Annotated in this window: 19 protein-coding genes; 14 read left to right on the top strand and 5 right to left on the bottom strand. The window is 44.3% G+C overall.

Going from position 1 to position 15,131, the window contains the following annotated elements:
• Nucleotides 1-48: 48 nt before the first annotated feature.
• The 7 genes from dxs to spo0A all read left to right on the top strand — a co-directional run bounded on the left by dxs (nt 49) and on the right by spo0A (nt 8,043).
• Complete coding sequence (gene dxs / locus AC58QT_RS08395) at nt 49-1,941, top strand: 1-deoxy-D-xylulose-5-phosphate synthase (RefSeq protein ID WP_497408516.1); 1,893 nt, start codon at nt 49-51, stop codon at nt 1,939-1,941.
• 32 nt (nt 1,942-1,973) lie between these two features.
• Nucleotides 1,974-2,804, top strand: a complete 831-nt coding sequence (locus AC58QT_RS08390) for a TlyA family RNA methyltransferase (RefSeq protein WP_497408515.1) — start codon at nt 1,974-1,976, stop codon at nt 2,802-2,804.
• Between the two features lie 103 nt (nt 2,805-2,907).
• A complete protein-coding gene (locus AC58QT_RS08385; RefSeq protein ID WP_310223290.1) occupies nt 2,908-3,360 on the top strand; it encodes a hypothetical protein in 453 nt (150 codons plus the stop codon).
• A 2-nt stretch (nt 3,361-3,362) separates the two neighbouring features.
• A complete protein-coding gene (gene ahrC, locus AC58QT_RS08380; RefSeq protein WP_056614653.1) occupies nt 3,363-3,812 on the top strand; it encodes a transcriptional regulator AhrC/ArgR in 450 nt (149 codons plus the stop codon).
• A 15-nt stretch (nt 3,813-3,827) separates the two neighbouring features.
• Entirely contained in the window at nt 3,828-5,555 is a 1,728-nt protein-coding gene (gene recN / locus AC58QT_RS08375) for a DNA repair protein RecN (RefSeq protein ID WP_497408514.1), read from the top strand.
• A 117-nt stretch (nt 5,556-5,672) separates the two neighbouring features.
• Entirely contained in the window at nt 5,673-7,013 is a 1,341-nt protein-coding gene (spoIVB, locus tag AC58QT_RS08370; RefSeq protein WP_310223295.1) for a SpoIVB peptidase, read from the top strand.
• Between the two features lie 232 nt (nt 7,014-7,245).
• On the top strand, nt 7,246-8,043 hold the full coding sequence (spo0A, locus tag AC58QT_RS08365) for a sporulation transcription factor Spo0A (protein WP_310223297.1): 798 nt from the start codon (nt 7,246-7,248) through the stop codon (nt 8,041-8,043).
• Between the two features lie 166 nt (nt 8,044-8,209).
• Here the strand turns inward: spo0A and AC58QT_RS08360 are convergent, their stop codons facing one another.
• On the bottom strand, nt 8,210-8,308 hold the full coding sequence (locus AC58QT_RS08360; RefSeq protein WP_155993479.1) for a YjcZ family sporulation protein: 99 nt from the start codon (nt 8,306-8,308) through the stop codon (nt 8,210-8,212).
• Nucleotides 8,309-8,554: 246 nt separating this feature from the next.
• Here AC58QT_RS08360 and AC58QT_RS08355 point away from each other — a divergent pair, with 246 nt between their 5' ends.
• The 3 genes from AC58QT_RS08355 (at nt 8,555) to AC58QT_RS08345 (ending at nt 10,471) form a co-directional block, all read left to right on the top strand.
• Nucleotides 8,555-9,655: an MBL fold metallo-hydrolase gene (locus AC58QT_RS08355; protein ID WP_497408513.1), complete on the top strand. Its 1,101-nt coding sequence runs from the start codon at nt 8,555-8,557 to the stop codon at nt 9,653-9,655.
• 86 nt (nt 9,656-9,741) lie between these two features.
• Nucleotides 9,742-10,167, top strand: coding sequence for a hypothetical protein (locus tag AC58QT_RS08350; protein ID WP_497408512.1), 426 nt, complete (start codon nt 9,742-9,744; stop codon nt 10,165-10,167).
• A gap of 73 nt (nt 10,168-10,240) precedes the next feature.
• Complete coding sequence (locus AC58QT_RS08345; protein ID WP_310223304.1) at nt 10,241-10,471, top strand: hypothetical protein; 231 nt, start codon at nt 10,241-10,243, stop codon at nt 10,469-10,471.
• A gap of 59 nt (nt 10,472-10,530) precedes the next feature.
• Here AC58QT_RS08345 and AC58QT_RS08340 read toward each other — a convergent pair whose 3' ends face one another.
• Nucleotides 10,531-10,797, bottom strand: a complete 267-nt coding sequence (locus tag AC58QT_RS08340; RefSeq protein ID WP_310223306.1) for a hypothetical protein — start codon at nt 10,795-10,797, stop codon at nt 10,531-10,533.
• Nucleotides 10,798-10,943: 146 nt separating this feature from the next.
• On the opposite strand from AC58QT_RS08340, the gene AC58QT_RS08335 reads away from it, so the two are divergent.
• The gene (locus AC58QT_RS08335; RefSeq protein ID WP_497408511.1) at nt 10,944-11,198 is read left to right on the top strand and encodes a hypothetical protein; all 255 of its coding nucleotides are present in this window, start codon (nt 10,944-10,946) and stop codon (nt 11,196-11,198) included.
• Here the strand turns inward: AC58QT_RS08335 and brfA are convergent.
• Nucleotides 11,177-11,395, bottom strand: a complete 219-nt coding sequence (gene brfA, locus AC58QT_RS08330) for a ribosome rescue factor BrfA (protein WP_497408510.1) — start codon at nt 11,393-11,395, stop codon at nt 11,177-11,179. The genes AC58QT_RS08335 and brfA overlap by 22 nt on opposite strands.
• A gap of 105 nt (nt 11,396-11,500) precedes the next feature.
• Here brfA and AC58QT_RS08325 point away from each other — a divergent pair, with 105 nt between their 5' ends.
• Nucleotides 11,501-11,683, top strand: a complete 183-nt coding sequence (locus tag AC58QT_RS08325) for a hypothetical protein (RefSeq protein WP_310223310.1) — start codon at nt 11,501-11,503, stop codon at nt 11,681-11,683.
• Nucleotides 11,684-11,743: 60 nt separating this feature from the next.
• Here the strand turns inward: AC58QT_RS08325 and AC58QT_RS08320 are convergent, their stop codons facing one another.
• A complete protein-coding gene (locus AC58QT_RS08320) occupies nt 11,744-11,929 on the bottom strand; it encodes a hypothetical protein (protein WP_310223313.1) in 186 nt (61 codons plus the stop codon).
• A 132-nt stretch (nt 11,930-12,061) separates the two neighbouring features.
• Between AC58QT_RS08320 and steA the strand changes: the two genes are divergently transcribed.
• A complete protein-coding gene (gene steA / locus AC58QT_RS08315; RefSeq protein WP_497408509.1) occupies nt 12,062-13,201 on the top strand; it encodes a putative cytokinetic ring protein SteA in 1,140 nt (379 codons plus the stop codon).
• A gap of 40 nt (nt 13,202-13,241) precedes the next feature.
• Here the strand turns inward: steA and AC58QT_RS08310 are convergent, their stop codons facing one another.
• Nucleotides 13,242-13,505, bottom strand: coding sequence for a DUF2627 domain-containing protein (locus AC58QT_RS08310; protein ID WP_497408508.1), 264 nt, complete (start codon nt 13,503-13,505; stop codon nt 13,242-13,244).
• A gap of 169 nt (nt 13,506-13,674) precedes the next feature.
• Here AC58QT_RS08310 and lpdA point away from each other — a divergent pair, with 169 nt between their 5' ends.
• On the top strand, nt 13,675-15,099 hold the full coding sequence (gene lpdA / locus AC58QT_RS08305; RefSeq protein WP_497408507.1) for a dihydrolipoyl dehydrogenase: 1,425 nt from the start codon (nt 13,675-13,677) through the stop codon (nt 15,097-15,099).
• Nucleotides 15,100-15,131 lie beyond the last annotated feature (32 nt).

Genomic DNA, 15,131 nt, shown 5'->3' with positions numbered 1-15,131 from the left:
ATAATGGTGAAATCTTAGTATTTTCACATTGAAAGTGAGGAAACAAGCGTGCTGCTCGAACAAATCAATCGGCCTGCAGATTTGAAGCGGTTATCCTTGACGGAGCTTGAAGAATTGGCGGGAGAAATCCGTCAATTTCTTATTGAGAAGCTTTCCGTTACAGGTGGACATCTGGCCCCGAATTTAGGCGTGGTTGAACTCACAATTGCATTACACACCATGTTTCACAGCCCGTATGATAAATTTATTTTTGATGTGGGTCACCAGGCGTACGTGCACAAAATTTTGACTGGACGCAAAGACAAGTTCGATACTTTACGCAAGTACAAAGGGCTCTGCGGATTTATTAAGCGGTCTGAGAGCGAACATGATGTCTGGGAAGCAGGACATAGCAGTACTTCCCTGTCCGCTGCCATGGGTATGGCGATGGCGCGTGATCTGAAAGGCGAACATAATAAAGTAGTTGCCATTATTGGTGATGGTGCGCTTACAGGCGGTATGGCGTTAGAAGCCATGAATCATATCGGTCACGAGAAGAAGAATATTACGGTCATTCTGAATGACAATGAAATGTCTATTGCGCCCAATGTCGGGGCTCTTCATAATTATTTAAGCAAGATTCGTTCGGATCGTCATTATTTGAAAGCTAAAGAAGAAGTCGAATACTTACTGAAGAAAATTCCTGCCATCGGCGGAACGCTGGCCAAAACAGCGGAGAAGCTGAAGGATAGTCTTAAATATTTTGTATTGAATGGTGTTTGGTTTGAAGAATTAGGCTTCACCTACATTGGCCCTGTTGATGGACATAATCTGCAAGTGCTTATGGAAACGCTCAAACAGGCTGAAAAGGTTCAAGGTCCAGTCCTTATTCATATCGTTACGACTAAAGGTAAAGGCTATAAGCCAGCAGAAAATGACTCTCATACGTGGCATGGCTTAGGACCCTATAAAATGGAGTCGGGTCAAGTACTTAAGTCTTCGGGACCGCCGATGTATACACAAGTTTTCGGAGATACCTTAATTGAACTTGCAGAGAAAGACTCCCGTCTTATTGCCGTTACACCAGCAATGCCAGGTGGATCTGGACTGTTGAAATTTGCGAAGCAATTCCCGAATCGGATGATCGACGTTGGTATTGCGGAACAGCATGCGGCTACTTTATGTGCAGGACTCGCGAGTGAAGGCTTGAAACCGGTATTCGCCGTATATTCAACGTTCTTACAGCGTGCATATGATCAAGTGGTTCATGATATTTGTCGACCTAAATTAAATGTTACCTTTGCGATCGACCGTGCAGGCTTTGTTGGCCCAGATGGTGAGACGCACCAAGGGGTTTATGATATTTCATTTTTGCGTACAATTCCTAACATGGTCTTGATGATGCCGAAGGATGAGAAAGAATTGCGTGATATGATGCAGACGGCGCTAGAATATAACGACGGGCCGATTGCTTATCGTTATCCGCGTATCAATGGGACTGGTGCTAACATTGATGAGGCACCCAAAGCAATTCCTATCGGCACTTGGGAAACGGTGCGTGAGGGAGATTATGCAGCTATCCTTGCAGTCGGACCTATGGTTCAAGTTGCGGAAGAGGCAGCAGCGTTGCTATCACAAGAAGGCATCGAGCTTCGCGTCGTGAATGCGCGATTTATCAAGCCGTTAGATGAAGCTTATCTGCTGCAATTAGCGAAAGAATCCATGCCAGTGATTACGATGGAAGAAGGCTCTATTCAAGGTGGCTTCGGAAGTGCTGTCCTGGAGTTTTATGCGGAGAAACGTGTCGTTGGTTTACAAGTGGAATTGATGGGGATTCAAGATTATTTCGTTGAGCATGGCAGCGTGCCAGAGCAACGCAATGAGGTTGGCCTTACGGCTCAAAACCTAATTACGGAAGTGAAGAAACTAGTGCCTCGTAAGGCCTTGCGGGCTAAGGTCTAGTAACCGATTGGAATAGGAGCAACACAACATATATGTCATCGGATAAAGAACGATTAGACTTATTGCTACTAGAGCAAGGCTATTTTGAAAGCAGAGAAAAGGCAAAGGCCGCCATTATGGCAGGCCTTGTTTTTGCGGATGAAGAGCCAGTTGATAAAGCCGGAATGAAAATTAGTCGTAAAGCTGTTCTCAAAGTAAAAGGAGCGCTGCATCCTTACGTAAGTCGTGGCGGACTAAAGCTTGAAAAAGCGCTAAAGCAATTCGAAATTGATTTGCAAGGTGCGGTAATGTTAGACATTGGCGCTTCTACAGGAGGATTTACGGATTGTGCGCTCCAAAATGGCGCCGCTTCTGTCTATGCTGTCGATGTTGGCTACAACCAATTGGATTGGTCACTTCGTAATGATGAACGTGTTCATGTGATGGAAAGAACGAATTTTCGTTACACCAAATTGGAAGATTTGAACGGACCGAGACCAACCTTTGCGAGTATCGATGTATCGTTTATTTCATTACGGATTATTTTGCCGCCGTTGAAGGAAATTTTAGGTGATCAAGGACATGTTGTCGCGCTTATTAAGCCACAATTCGAAGCAGGCAGAGAGAAAGTTGGCAAGTCAGGGGTTGTACGAGACACAGATGTACACATTGACGTTCTGACAACGGTACTTTCATTTGCGGAGGAGCTGGGCTTCCGGTTAAAAGGATTGACGTATTCACCAATAACAGGCGGAGAAGGGAACATAGAATTCCTGGCCTACTGGTCGAGTAACGAGAGCGATGCATCACTTGCAGCACCAGAATCAATGAAAGCTCTAATCGCGGAGACTGCGCGAGGGTCTCAGAAATTACATGGCAAATAAACTCATCTTTGTGAACGCCTTTTGCGGCCCTGAGATGGGTTTTTTCACATAACAGAAAGGATTTTCCTGTCGGATTCGCGAATACTATGGCGAGGTGAAGGACATGGAACAAGGCGATGTAAGAGTCATTTTGTTAATCCTGATCGTTGTTGTTTGTGTAGTCATTTGGCGATTTCAGAAATGGTCAGCGGGTTCAAATCGAAGAAGAGGGCGAATTCCGAGGCATGCGAATATCCCTGAGGACGATGTTGTTGATCTGCTTGAAGGTGCTGGTTTCGAGGTGCTTGCGGGTAAGACCAAAATACCAATTACGATGACCGTTGGTGAAAGAGATCAGTTAGAAAGTCGCTTGTTTATCGATTACTTTGTACAAAAGGAAGATCATGTTTATCTTGTGAAAGTGGCCAAAGATCGTAAACCACTTGAGATGACAGGGAGCGCTGTTCGTGACATGCTGCTGCCATACACCCTCATTTATCCTGAGGCACAGGGTATCCTTTACGTTGATATGAGCATAAGCAAAATCAAAAAAATCATTTTTCACATAGAGGTGTAAGGATGAAGGGTCAAAGGCATGTAAAAATTAGAGAAATTATTACAAATCATGAGATTGAAACACAAGATGAACTGGTTGAAGCGCTGCGCGCGGCAGGATTCCATGTCACGCAAGCGACGGTTTCAAGAGATATTAAAGAACTCCATTTGATCAAAGTTCCGTTAGATGATGGCAGGTACAAGTATTCAATGCCGGCAGATCAGCGGTTTAATCCTATGCAACGGCTTCGTCGTGCGTTAAGTGACCATTTTGTCAGCATCGATTATACCGACAATTTAGTTGTGATGAAGTGTTTACCAGGGACTGCAAATACGATTTGTGCCTTAATTGATAACTTGGAATGGAACGGTGTGATGGGAACCATTTGTGGTGATGATACGATTCTTGTTATTTGCCGCGGGAAAGAGAACAGTGTAACTTTTGTCAATGAAGTCATGTCCTTATTATCATAATTTCAGGAGGCGTTCATGCTTACAGAGCTTTCAATTCGTAATTTAGCTGTTATTGAACATGTACATATTCGGTTTAAGGCAGGTTTTCACGTGTTGACAGGGGAAACGGGTGCTGGGAAATCGATCATCATAGATGCGTTAACACTCATTGTCGGCGGTAGAGGTTCAGCAGAATTGGTGCGGTATGGTGCAGATAAGGCGGAGATCGAAGCCATGTTCGATTTACCAGCTTCACATCCTGTTTGGCATACGCTTACAGAGCTTGGAATCGAGGCGGATGCTTCTGAGCATCTCATCATTCGTCGAGAGATTACGGCGACAGGTAAAAGCTCAAGTCGCATTAACGGACAGCTAGTAAATATGACGATGCTGCGCAAGACAGGTGAGTGGCTCGTTAATATTCACGGTCAGCATGAGCATCAGTCTCTACTTCATGTGGACGAGCATATTCACTCGCTTGACCTATTTGGAAGTGCAGAAATAGAACTAGCGAAAGCGACGTATCAAGCGAGCTACGACAAGTACATGAAGCTGCAAAAAGAGCTGAATGATCTACAGGAAACGAGTAAGCAAGCTTTGCAAATGTTAGATCTGTATCGGTTTCAGATTGACGAAATATCTGCTACCAAACTCAAGATTGGTGAAGATGAGTCCTTAGCTGAAGAGAAGCGGAAACTGGCGAATGCAGAGAAGCTGTATCAAAACTCCTCCGAGGCTTATGATTTTCTGTATGCAACGAATCGGGGATTAGATGCGGCAGGGAAAGCCGTCTCACGCTTGCAGGATATTGTTCAGTTAGATCCGACTAATCTAAGTCCTCTTCTCGAACAGGCGCAATCGGCCTTTTATCAATTAGAAGATGCCGCTTATCAGATCCGAGATTATCGTGACGGCATCGAATTCAATTCCTCCCGTCTTGATTTTATTGAACAAAGATTAGATACCATCACGTCTCTTCGGCGAAAATATGGAGAGAATATTAAAGAGATCTTAGCCTATCTCGAGAAGATCAAGAATGAAGTCGATACGATCGAAAATAAAGATGAAATCATTCGTAAATTAGAAGATAAGCTTGCACTTGCTGAGAAACAAGTTGGCCTGCATGCTTTGGACTTATCCAACCTTCGTAAGGGGATTGCGAGCGATCTTTCCGCTCAAATTGAACACGAATTACGTGATCTACAAATGGAACGGACACAGTTCCGCGTGCAGATCGCCCATATTATCGATGATCGAGGAATTGAGGTGGACGGCAATAAGGTCCGCTTTTCCAGACAAGGGATTGATCAGGTGGAGTTCCTGATGGCACCTAACCCGGGAGAACCTTTGCGTGGACTTAGTAAAATTGCTTCAGGCGGTGAGCTCTCTCGTATTATGCTCGCCATGAAAGCCATTTTTGCCCGAATTGATCAAATTCCTGTACTCGTTTTCGATGAGGTTGATACAGGGGTGAGCGGACGCGCGGCACAAGCCATTGCGGAGAAAATGTCGGTTCTTTCGCAGAGCTGCCAAGTATTCTCCATTACGCATCTGCCACAGGTTGCAAGTTTTGCTGATGTTCATTTCTACATTCGCAAAGAAGTGGATCATGAGCGTACGTTCACACGGGTTCAAGATATGCCAGATGCTGGCCGAATTGAGGAGCTGGCGAGGATGCTTGGCGGTGTAGAAGTAACAGAAACAACGCTGCATCATGCGGGAGAAATGCTTACCATGGCAAAAAATAAGAAAGCAAGGGTATGAAAGTATAGATAGTCATCATTTACAGTTATAAAAGAGAGGGACTGGGGTTAACTTATAGGTACGCATTTGACGAGTTGTTCGTCAGGGCTCAAGGAATCTTGAAGGAGCGTGTTGATAGTGCAATCCAACAAAAGAAAAAGATTGTTCGGACTCTTGCTCGTCTTCTTCGTTTGCTTGGTCAGTGTGTCCCCGCCTTTTCAGAGCTTTGCCTCCTTCCCACAGGAACTACGCTTATTTAGTGGACAAGGAAAGCAGCTTCAGCTAACGATGCCGGTCAGTGCCCAGGTAACGGTCAAGGATACGGATATTGTGAAGGTAAATGGCAACGCCAAGCACTCATTTCAAGTTAATTTGAACGAACCTATTTCTCTGCAATCCGATCATTCTGGACAAACGGAAATGAAGCTCAAGCTTTTTGGAGCCATTCCAATCAAGACTGTCAAAGTAAATGTCGTACCTGACTTAAAAGTAATTCCAGGGGGACAGACGATCGGTGTTAAAATTAAGTCCGCGGGTATTCTAGTCGTGGGTCACCATCTCGTAACGGTTGCCTCCGAACAGAAAGTTTCACCTGGGGAGGAAGCGAAAATTCAAGTCGGCGATTTAATTACCAAAATTAATGGCAAGGATTCTAAGGATGTAAGCAAGGTCGCAGAGCTAGTGGCCAAATCGGGCGAAAGCAAGAATCCGCTTGTTCTGCAAATTTTACGCAATAATCAAGAACTTGTTGTCAAGCTGCAGCCAGTGTATGACGTTGTAGATAAGTCTTATCGCTTAGGATTGTACATTCGTGATTCCGCGGCAGGTGTTGGAACATTAACCTTCTATGCACCCGATCAAGGCGTCTATGGGGCTCTTGGACATGTTATAACAGATATGGATACCCAGACACCCATTATTGTAGGCGATGGTGACATTGTCTATTCGAATGTTACTTCGATTTCCAAGAGTCATAACGGAGATCCGGGTGAAAAGCATGCTACTCTTTACAAAGACAGTAAAGTGATTGGGAACATTGAACGAAATACGGCTTTCGGCATTTTCGGGAAAATGTATGGTGCCCCGGATCATAGCTTAGATAAAGAAGCGATTCCTGTAGCTTTTGCTGAAGAAGTGAAGGAAGGGCCGGCGCAAATCTATACGGTGCTCGAAGGACAGAAGGTCGAGAAGTTTGATATCCAAGTGGTTCACGTATCTAAACAAGACGTACCAGGTACGAAAGGTATGGTTATCAAAATCACAGATCCTCGTCTCTTAGATAAAACAGGTGGCATTGTACAGGGGATGAGCGGAAGCCCAATTATCCAGAATGGCAAATTGATCGGGGCGGTCACACATGTGTTCGTGAATGATCCAACGAGCGGCTATGGATGCTTCATCGAATGGATGTTGCAGGATTCGGGCATTATCCTTCGTCCAACATCTGGGGACATCAACAAAGAACTAAAGGTGAGCTAGTGGCCTTTAGTTCTTTATTTCTTTTTTACCGGATGCGACAGTGAAATAGCGAGTTTAGTGGCTTCGTGTCGAAAAATGTTGGAATCAGAAGATAAATATTATATTATATAAGAAACTCAAACAAAAGAAAAGAAAAATAATATTCGACAGAAGGATTTTAAAATGAGCTGTCGAATAGCTTACTTAAGAGAGAAAATACCAACTTGTTTAGTAGCTAAAGGAGGAAATTCAGTTGCAAAAAATTCAGGTGTTACTTGCAGACGATAACCGAGAATTCACCCATTTATTATCAGAGTTCATTGGTGAGCAAGAGGATATGGAAATTATGGGCGTTGCGTATAACGGTAACGAGGTCCTTCGGTTTCTGGAGCAACAGCGTGAGCTACCCGATGTTCTCATTTTAGATATTATTATGCCTCATCTAGATGGACTTGGTGTTCTGGAAAAAATGCGAGAAATGAATCTTCCTTCACAGCCCAAAATCATCATGCTAACAGCTTTTGGTCAAGAGAATATTACACAAAAGGCTGTGCAACTGGGAGCTTCCTATTACATATTGAAACCATTTGATATGGAAACCCTCACGAATCGGATTCGTCAGCTTGCAGGAAATTCAGCAACAACAACAACGTCAACCTCAACGCCGCGTGCGAATGTTGTGCATATGCCAAAAGGTAAAAATTTGGATGCCAATATTACAAGTATCATTCATGAAATTGGTGTACCTGCCCATATCAAAGGCTACCAATATTTGCGTGAAGCCATTACGATGGTTTACAACAATATTGAAATCCTAGGTGCAATCACGAAAACGCTCTATCCGGCTATTGCCGAAAAATATAAAACAACGCCTAGCCGCGTTGAACGTGCGATCCGTCACGCGATTGAAGTCGCTTGGACGCGCGGCAACATCGACAGCATCTCCTTTATTTTTGGATACACGATTAATATCTCGAAATCTAAACCGACCAATAGCGAATTCATCGCGATGGTGGCGGATAAGCTCAGAATTGAGCATAAGGTTTCTTGAGACAGTTAGAATCAATAGAAAATGTGTAACATATATGTGAGAAGGGACGCTCAACGCTGAGCGTTCTTTTTCTTTTGTTCATCAGCTGCGGGGGCGCAGTGGGGAAGCAGTGGGAAGCAGAAAGACTACCTAGAAGGTCTAGGTAGTCCCCCTGTATGGTTTTAGATTACCAAACAAATGCGCTAGTGATAATAACCAACAAGATGAAAAGTACCAACACAGCAGCTGCAGACGTTCCATAACCTACGCCAGTTCCACAACTCATTCGAATCAACCTCCAATGGTTATTTGGTTTGTGTTTCGAGATAGCTTATGACTATTTCGGCGGAATGTTTGGGCGAAACGACTGATTGTGCTCCTGTCCCTGTCCTCTGAAATAATTTTGGAGCCCATGAAGCGCATCCTGAAAACTTGGAACCAAGGGATAAGTTGTTACGTTATTACAACGTAGCTTATTCTTTCTTGGATGAGAATGTGTAAGTAGAACAGAGATTACATGGAGGCAACGAGGATGTTACTAACGCTAGGAATTATCGTGGGTTTGGTTGGTGTCTATTACTTAGTTATGAATGTGTACCCGATTTTCGGCCGAAAGCCTTCACGGGATGAGATGAAGAAATTTGCGGAATCACCTCAATATGGGCTAGATAAGTTTGAAAATCCAGTCCCGGCGATGATGAATATGAGCTTTTCAACGACACTTGGAATCTTGCGCGATATGATCAAAGGAAGCCCGAATCGACGCCCTGCATCCTTCTTACCGATGGATAAGCCTCACTTCACAGGGAATGGGGATACAAGCGTTACTTGGTTCGGTCACTCGGCTAGTTTACTGATGATCGATGGCAAATCCTTGCTGCTCGACCCCATGTTCGGCCGAACACCGTCACCGTTTCCTTGGCTGGGGAAAAATAGATACAGCAATGGGATTCCTTTTGAAATTGCAGAACTTCCTCACATCGATGCTGTCATTTTATCTCATGATCACTATGATCATTTGGATTACGGCTCTATTATGAAATTGAAAGACAAAGTGAATCGCTTTATTGTGCCGCTGGGTGTTAGCGGTCATCTCATCCGTTGGGGTGTGCCGGCGGCCAAGATTGAGGAACATGATTGGTGGGAGGAGTTCACTTACCAAGGTTTAGAGCTGGCATGCACGCCTGCTAACCATTTCTCAGGACGCAGTGTGAATGACCGCGGTGCAACCTTGTGGTGTTCGTGGGTGATCAAAGGGAAACAGTCCAACATCTATTTCAGCGGTGACAGTGGGTATACGCCTCATTTTAAACATATTGGGGATAAATATGGCCCTTTTGACCTCACGCTAATGGAATGCGGACAGTATGATGAGCGTTGGGCGGATATCCACTTGATGCCGGAGGAAACCGTTCAAGCGCATCTTGACGTGAAAGGTGAGGTTATGCTACCCATTCATTGGGGGGCCTTCACGTTAGCTATGCATGATTGGAATGATCCTGTCACTCGAGCAGTAAGAGCTGCTCAGGAGAAAGGGGTCAAGATTGTGACGCCACGAATTGGGCAAACCATCACCTTGCGGGGATCCGATATAGGGAATTACACAAAAACCGATTGGTGGGTGCAGGCTTAGTTCGATCTGAACTGGCTAGTAGGGTTTCCACATGGTATTATGGATGAGGTTACTAGATAGAAGTGAGCAGGAGAGAAGAAGAGTCTATGTCGGAACAAAAAAGTGTGCGGAAATTTCATTTCCTAGCCGTGTTGCTGGGAATAGCTATCGATAATATCGGAACGATGTTGTCGTCAGGATTGATCGGGAGTTTGTATTTTGCAAACGCTCCTGCGTCGGATCAAGATGTAAATGCCATATATGCGAATGTAGGTCTATTACTCTTATTTTTAGTCGTTGGCTTGTTCTGGACGTTCTTAGGTAGTTATTTTACTGCAAAAGTAGCCAAACGCGCTGAACTCTTCAATGCAGCAATCATAGGTGTCATTGGAGCCGGGATTGGATTTGATTCCATATTAACGCAGGATATAATTCCGCTGTGGTATGAGTTGATTGGTTTAATTGCCATCGTTCCCGCGTCACTCTTGGGTGGATATCTGGCTTTGAAGAGAAAGAAAACATCACAGTCTTAATTAATGGCTAGGAACGATAGACATGCTAATCAATTGAGATGACGGGGATGAATGGTCATTAGGAGGTGACAGTGTGCCGAAGTTCGCAAATGAGAGTGAAGAAGCAACAGCTTTTCTACGGAACCAAACGGGCAGCAGTCAGTTAGTATGCTATACGTATATTGACGCTGATGATAGTTCGGACAGCTTTTTCATTGTTAAAACAACCAACAAGGTCATTCATGTCTCCTTTGCGGAGATTACGTATGACCCTAGGAATTACCAAAGTTTGCTAGAAGGACTCTATCGAGTGATTTACGAATAAATAGCGAGTCATACAATGAAACCCCCTGAGCCATCGGCTCAGGGGGTTTCGTTGTGTTGTTACTTAATGAGCGTTAAAGCTTGATCTGCAATAGAGTGCTTGTAACGGTCCAGACAGTTGCATAGGTAATCTTTGCGGCAAATCGGGCAAGGCTCTTTCATCAATCGGTTCAAGTCGGTTACTCGGCCGATACCTGTTTCTGCGTCTCTTTCAAAGAATAGACGGCATTTGTTGCGGTCTTTCAAAGACACAACAACTTCGAAGAGACCATTCTTTTTATTATCACTCACTATTGTTGCATCAACTACTTGCGGATCGTAAGCCATATGTATTTCCTCCTAAGAGTTTGCTCAGTATCTAACAGGACTACTTCGCAAATTCATAAATTAGCATGCTTTCACTTTGTTAGCTCGGTTGCATTAGTATATTATATAAATAAAAAAGATTTTATTCAATAGGAGGTCATTTAGACATGATCATGGACTATTGTGAACAGGAAATATCTGAGGGGAAGACGTACTTACACATCGGCCTGCAGTTTGAAGATGAGCCTGATTCGTTATATGTTGCGGAGTTAGAAGTAGATGAGCACAGAGTTGTCAGGAGTTGGCAGTTATTTTTCAACGGGTTCGACTGTAAATATACGTTCCGACCCTCGGAAAGGGAAGAAATGATCCATTTTGCTGCTCAGCAGGGGATCTCAATTCAGGAAGAGATAGAAAAATAAAAGGAATCATCGCCATATGAATGGTTCAAATTCCTAGATTTGTGTTTATTCTGTTGTTTGGCTTGCAGTTCAATGCGAGTAGGTGTTGTCTTGGTTACTGGATTCGTTCCGAACCAGTGTAAGCGATTCATGGTAGGATCTAATTTGCCTTCCCGTAAACTGCGTTGGCGAAGCTTTTGTGCTTGAGATCGAGACATTGTAATTCCTCATTTCTATTTGAATGTAAGTAATACTTCTATTTTAACAGGTGATAGGCAAGAGGCAATGGAAAGTTTAGTTGATAACGGAAAAAGGGGAACCGCATGCGCATTCAAATTCAATTAGCGATAGATGGCGAAACGAAGAAAACGGACGTGCTGGAGATTGCTGAGCACAAACTGGGTGAAATGACAGATGAAGAAATCGAACAAGCGATTGAAGTGAAAATTCGAACGTGGGTAGATCGCATGGTTCAGGTGGAGTGGGAAGTGCTCGAAGAAGAGTAAGCATAAAAACGGCTCCGGAAGGATGAACCTTGCGGAGCATGATGCAAGTCCTATGTATGTTTAGTGAACAATGGTGCTAACTCCAGTCTTCTGTAAGGCATGTTCCCAACTTGGGTAGTAATACAGGGCGTTTTTCATAAGATCAGGATGCAGCTTCTTCACATTTTTTTTAGCTAGTGATTCCCCTGTGCTGTGAAGCTGCACAATTTGGCCTAACACTTCATCTGCGCTCATGTTTAGCTCCATAGATGTTCCTCCTTCTTTTAAGATTATAAACAATGCTTGCCATTCACAGCTCAAAATATACATAGAAGTTTGTGGGATCGGGCAAATTAGGTAGGCCATGAGACTTACGTTAGGAAAGCAAGGTGTCTAACCATGAACTGGTCATCCTTATCTTTATTTGCCGCGAAGCCTGATTTGATCTGCAAAGGAAAAATAGCAAAAATTTTGGGCAATTGTGAATCTTATCAACAGGTGCCGAGTAGTCGAATTGTTTTACTTATTCAAGGGGACATGGATGAAGAGGATGCCCAAGAACTGATAGATCGAAAAGTGAAAGCGATCGTTCAATGTGGACATGTCATGAGCGGTGCGTTTCCAACGCAAGGCCCACTTATGATTCTACATGAGCACATTCCCATCATGGAAGTGGATGAGGTGTATGTTGAACTCTTTCTGCATGAAGCTGAGATCATTATATATCAAGATACGATTCATGTGAGCGGTCAAGATGTGCCCTGTCGTCCATTTACACGGGAGAATTGGCTAATCGCTCAACGGGCAGCTAACGAGCAGGCTGTGGAGCGCTGGGAACCCTTTGTGGAGCATACCTTAGCTTATGCGATGCGCGAAAGGCAAGCTGTTAAAGCTCCTTTGCCCAACTTGCCGCTGCGCACACAGTTCACTGGCAGGTACGTCTTTGTGGTATCCGCTGGAAAAGGCTATAAGAAGGATTTGCAAGCAGCTTGCGGGTTTATTTCGGATTTTAAGCCGGTATTGCTGGGGGTAGGTGCAGGGGCGGATGTACTTATCGCGCATGGTTATGTCCCTGATGTTGTCGTGGGGGATGCGAATCAGATATCGAATCGAGCTTGGCATTGCGGTGCTGAAATCATTATCCATACGTCCCCAAACGAACAGTCTAGTGATGGTATAGATGTGGAGCATGTTTTTCCATATACAGGTAACAGTGAAGATGCTGCTTTGTTGCTAGCTTATGAAAAGGGTGGGGAATGGCTTGTTACGGTAGGTGTACAGGCGCATATGAGTGATTTTCTGTCTAGCGGCAATGACAATATGGGGAGTGCCCTTCTTGTGCGGATGAAAGTAGGGGCTCGCCTCGTGGATATAAAAACCTTGCAAGCCTTTACCTCACGCCAGCCCGTAAATTGGCGGAGAGAAGTGATTTCAACCATTGTTCTATCCGGTACTTTTATTGGTTTAAGCTTGTTTCAATTGCAGTGGATCCTGAAGCGTGCAAGTCATGTCGTGTGGAAGCTTGTTGGGGCAGATTGAGCGCGATTAGAAAATAAAAGGACCGGACACATTGTCCGGTCTATTTATTGCGTTTAGGTTTGAAACGTGGGGCTAGATAATTCCGTTTGCGATCTCTGAAGAAGGTCCATCCGCCAATAAAAGCAACGCCGATCAGAAATAATACAAGACCTAAGAAAAATTTCCCCCATAACATGCCGCTATTGGTAACCGTATCAAATTGGGCGAAAATGGCATCTTTCATTGCGAGAAAGCCATAAGTAGCGGTTATTCCTGGAATAACTAGAAGTAGAATAGCAATAAAACGATAAAAGGGTGCTTTCATATTAACTCCTTACTTGAGATGAAACATGTTTTTTCTAACATCATACTCTGAAACGGCTAGTGTGTCTAATTCATAAATAAGACTATGACTTCGATCCCAAAAAAGGGTAATATAATAGAGACACACATATACATATAACAAGGAATTGTTTCATAGGAGGCTAACATTCATGAGTGAACATAGATATGATGTTGTGGTATTAGGCGGAGGAATCGGAGGCTATACAGCTGCAATTAGGGCTGCACAGTTAGGTAAAACGGTAGCCATCGTCGAACGTGACAAAATGGGCGGTACCTGCTTGCATCAAGGCTGCATTCCGAGTAAAGCATTATTGCGCAGCGCGGAAGTATTTGCTTCGATGAAGCATAGCGAAGATTATGGGATTTCTGCACAATCGGTGTCATTGAATTTTGATGGAGTTCTGGGACGTAAGCAACGGATTGTTGATCAACTACATCAAGGACTTCAGTTCCTAATGAAAAAGAACAAAATTACGATTCATTATGGGAATGGTCGTATTATTGGTCCTTCTATTTTCTCTCCGCGCAGCGGGGCTGTTTCCGTTGAGAAGGAAGATGGTGATATTGAGACGCTGCTTTCGAGCAATCTTATCATTGCAACGGGCTCTAGACCACGCAGCTTGCCAGGGTTAGAGATAGACGGCACTTCGATTATCACAAGTGAAGATGCCCTGCGGATGGAGAGTCTGCCGAAGTCTATTATTATTGTTGGCGGTGGCGTAATTGGCGTGGAGTGGGCTTCCATGCTGCATGATTTTGGGGTTGAGGTTACGATTGTAGAAGTCGATAAGCGTCTAGTCAACCTGGAAGATGAGGATGTTTCTAAAGAGTTGGAACGTTTGTTCAAGAAACGTGGCATTAAGCTGGAGACGGGTACGAAGTTGCTGCCAGAGTCGGTAAAGGTGACGGATGGCATGGTTACGATGCAAGTGGACAAGCAAGGTGAGGTGCACGAGCTATCCGCGGAGCGTGTTCTTGTTTCCGTAGGTCGTGTAGCGAATGTTGAAGCGATGGGGCTTGAAAATACCGATGTCAAAATCGATAAAGGTGTCATTCGCGTCAATCGCTTCATGCAGACAACGGAATCCCATATTTATGCGGTTGGGGATGTTATTGGCGGGTTAATGCTCGCGCATATGGCGGGGCATGAAGGCATTGTGGCGGCGGAGCATATCGCAGGACATCAACCAGACGAGTTGCAGACGCACCTTGTGTCCAAATGCACCTATACAAGACCTGAGATCGCAAGTGTTGGATGGACTCAGCAGCAGGCAATAGATCAAGGCCGCCAAGTGAAAGTTGGTAAATTTAGTTTCAAAGGAATAGGGAAAGCTCTAGTTTATGGAGATTCCGATGGATTCGTGAAGGTGATTGCCGATAAAGATACGAATGATATTCTTGGTGTTCACATGATCGGCCCTCAAGTTACGAACAGTATCACAGAGGCTGCGCTAGCCCAGGTGCTGAATGCAACGCCGTGGGAAGTTGGACAGACGATTCATCCGCATCCGACACTTTCAGAGGCCTTAGGGGAAGCGATGCTTGCTGTGGATGGCATTGCAATTAGCGGATAAAAATTGTAATCATAAACGTTTCCGTTTATAAT

Source organism: Paenibacillus sp. J31R109, assembly GCF_059692055.1.
Note: the sequence above shows the minus strand (reverse complement) of the source record. Positions and strands in the feature narration are given on the sequence as shown.

Bases quoted from the DNA above. Each gene is read 5' to 3' on its own strand.
- AC58QT_RS08310 (WP_497408508.1), bottom strand. From the start codon at position 13,505: ATGAAAGCACCCTTTTATCGTTTTATTGCTATTCTACTTCTAGTTATT.
- ahrC (WP_056614653.1), top strand. From the start codon at position 3,363: ATGAAGGGTCAAAGGCATGTAAAAATTAGAGAAATTATTACAAATCAT.
- steA (WP_497408509.1), top strand. From the start codon at position 12,062: ATGAACTGGTCATCCTTATCTTTATTTGCCGCGAAGCCTGATTTGATC.
- lpdA (WP_497408507.1), top strand. From the start codon at position 13,675: ATGAGTGAACATAGATATGATGTTGTGGTATTAGGCGGAGGAATCGGA.
- AC58QT_RS08350 (WP_497408512.1), top strand. From the start codon at position 9,742: ATGTCGGAACAAAAAAGTGTGCGGAAATTTCATTTCCTAGCCGTGTTG.
- AC58QT_RS08390 (WP_497408515.1), top strand. From the start codon at position 1,974: ATGTCATCGGATAAAGAACGATTAGACTTATTGCTACTAGAGCAAGGC.
- AC58QT_RS08320 (WP_310223313.1), bottom strand. From the start codon at position 11,929: ATGGAGCTAAACATGAGCGCAGATGAAGTGTTAGGCCAAATTGTGCAG.
- AC58QT_RS08335 (WP_497408511.1), top strand. From the start codon at position 10,944: ATGATCATGGACTATTGTGAACAGGAAATATCTGAGGGGAAGACGTAC.
- brfA (WP_497408510.1), bottom strand. From the start codon at position 11,395: ATGTCTCGATCTCAAGCACAAAAGCTTCGCCAACGCAGTTTACGGGAA.
- AC58QT_RS08325 (WP_310223310.1), top strand. From the start codon at position 11,501: ATGCGCATTCAAATTCAATTAGCGATAGATGGCGAAACGAAGAAAACG.
- AC58QT_RS08340 (WP_310223306.1), bottom strand. From the start codon at position 10,797: ATGGCTTACGATCCGCAAGTAGTTGATGCAACAATAGTGAGTGATAAT.
- AC58QT_RS08360 (WP_155993479.1), bottom strand. From the start codon at position 8,308: ATGAGTTGTGGAACTGGCGTAGGTTATGGAACGTCTGCAGCTGCTGTG.
- AC58QT_RS08385 (WP_310223290.1), top strand. From the start codon at position 2,908: ATGGAACAAGGCGATGTAAGAGTCATTTTGTTAATCCTGATCGTTGTT.
- recN (WP_497408514.1), top strand. From the start codon at position 3,828: ATGCTTACAGAGCTTTCAATTCGTAATTTAGCTGTTATTGAACATGTA.
- AC58QT_RS08355 (WP_497408513.1), top strand. From the start codon at position 8,555: ATGTTACTAACGCTAGGAATTATCGTGGGTTTGGTTGGTGTCTATTAC.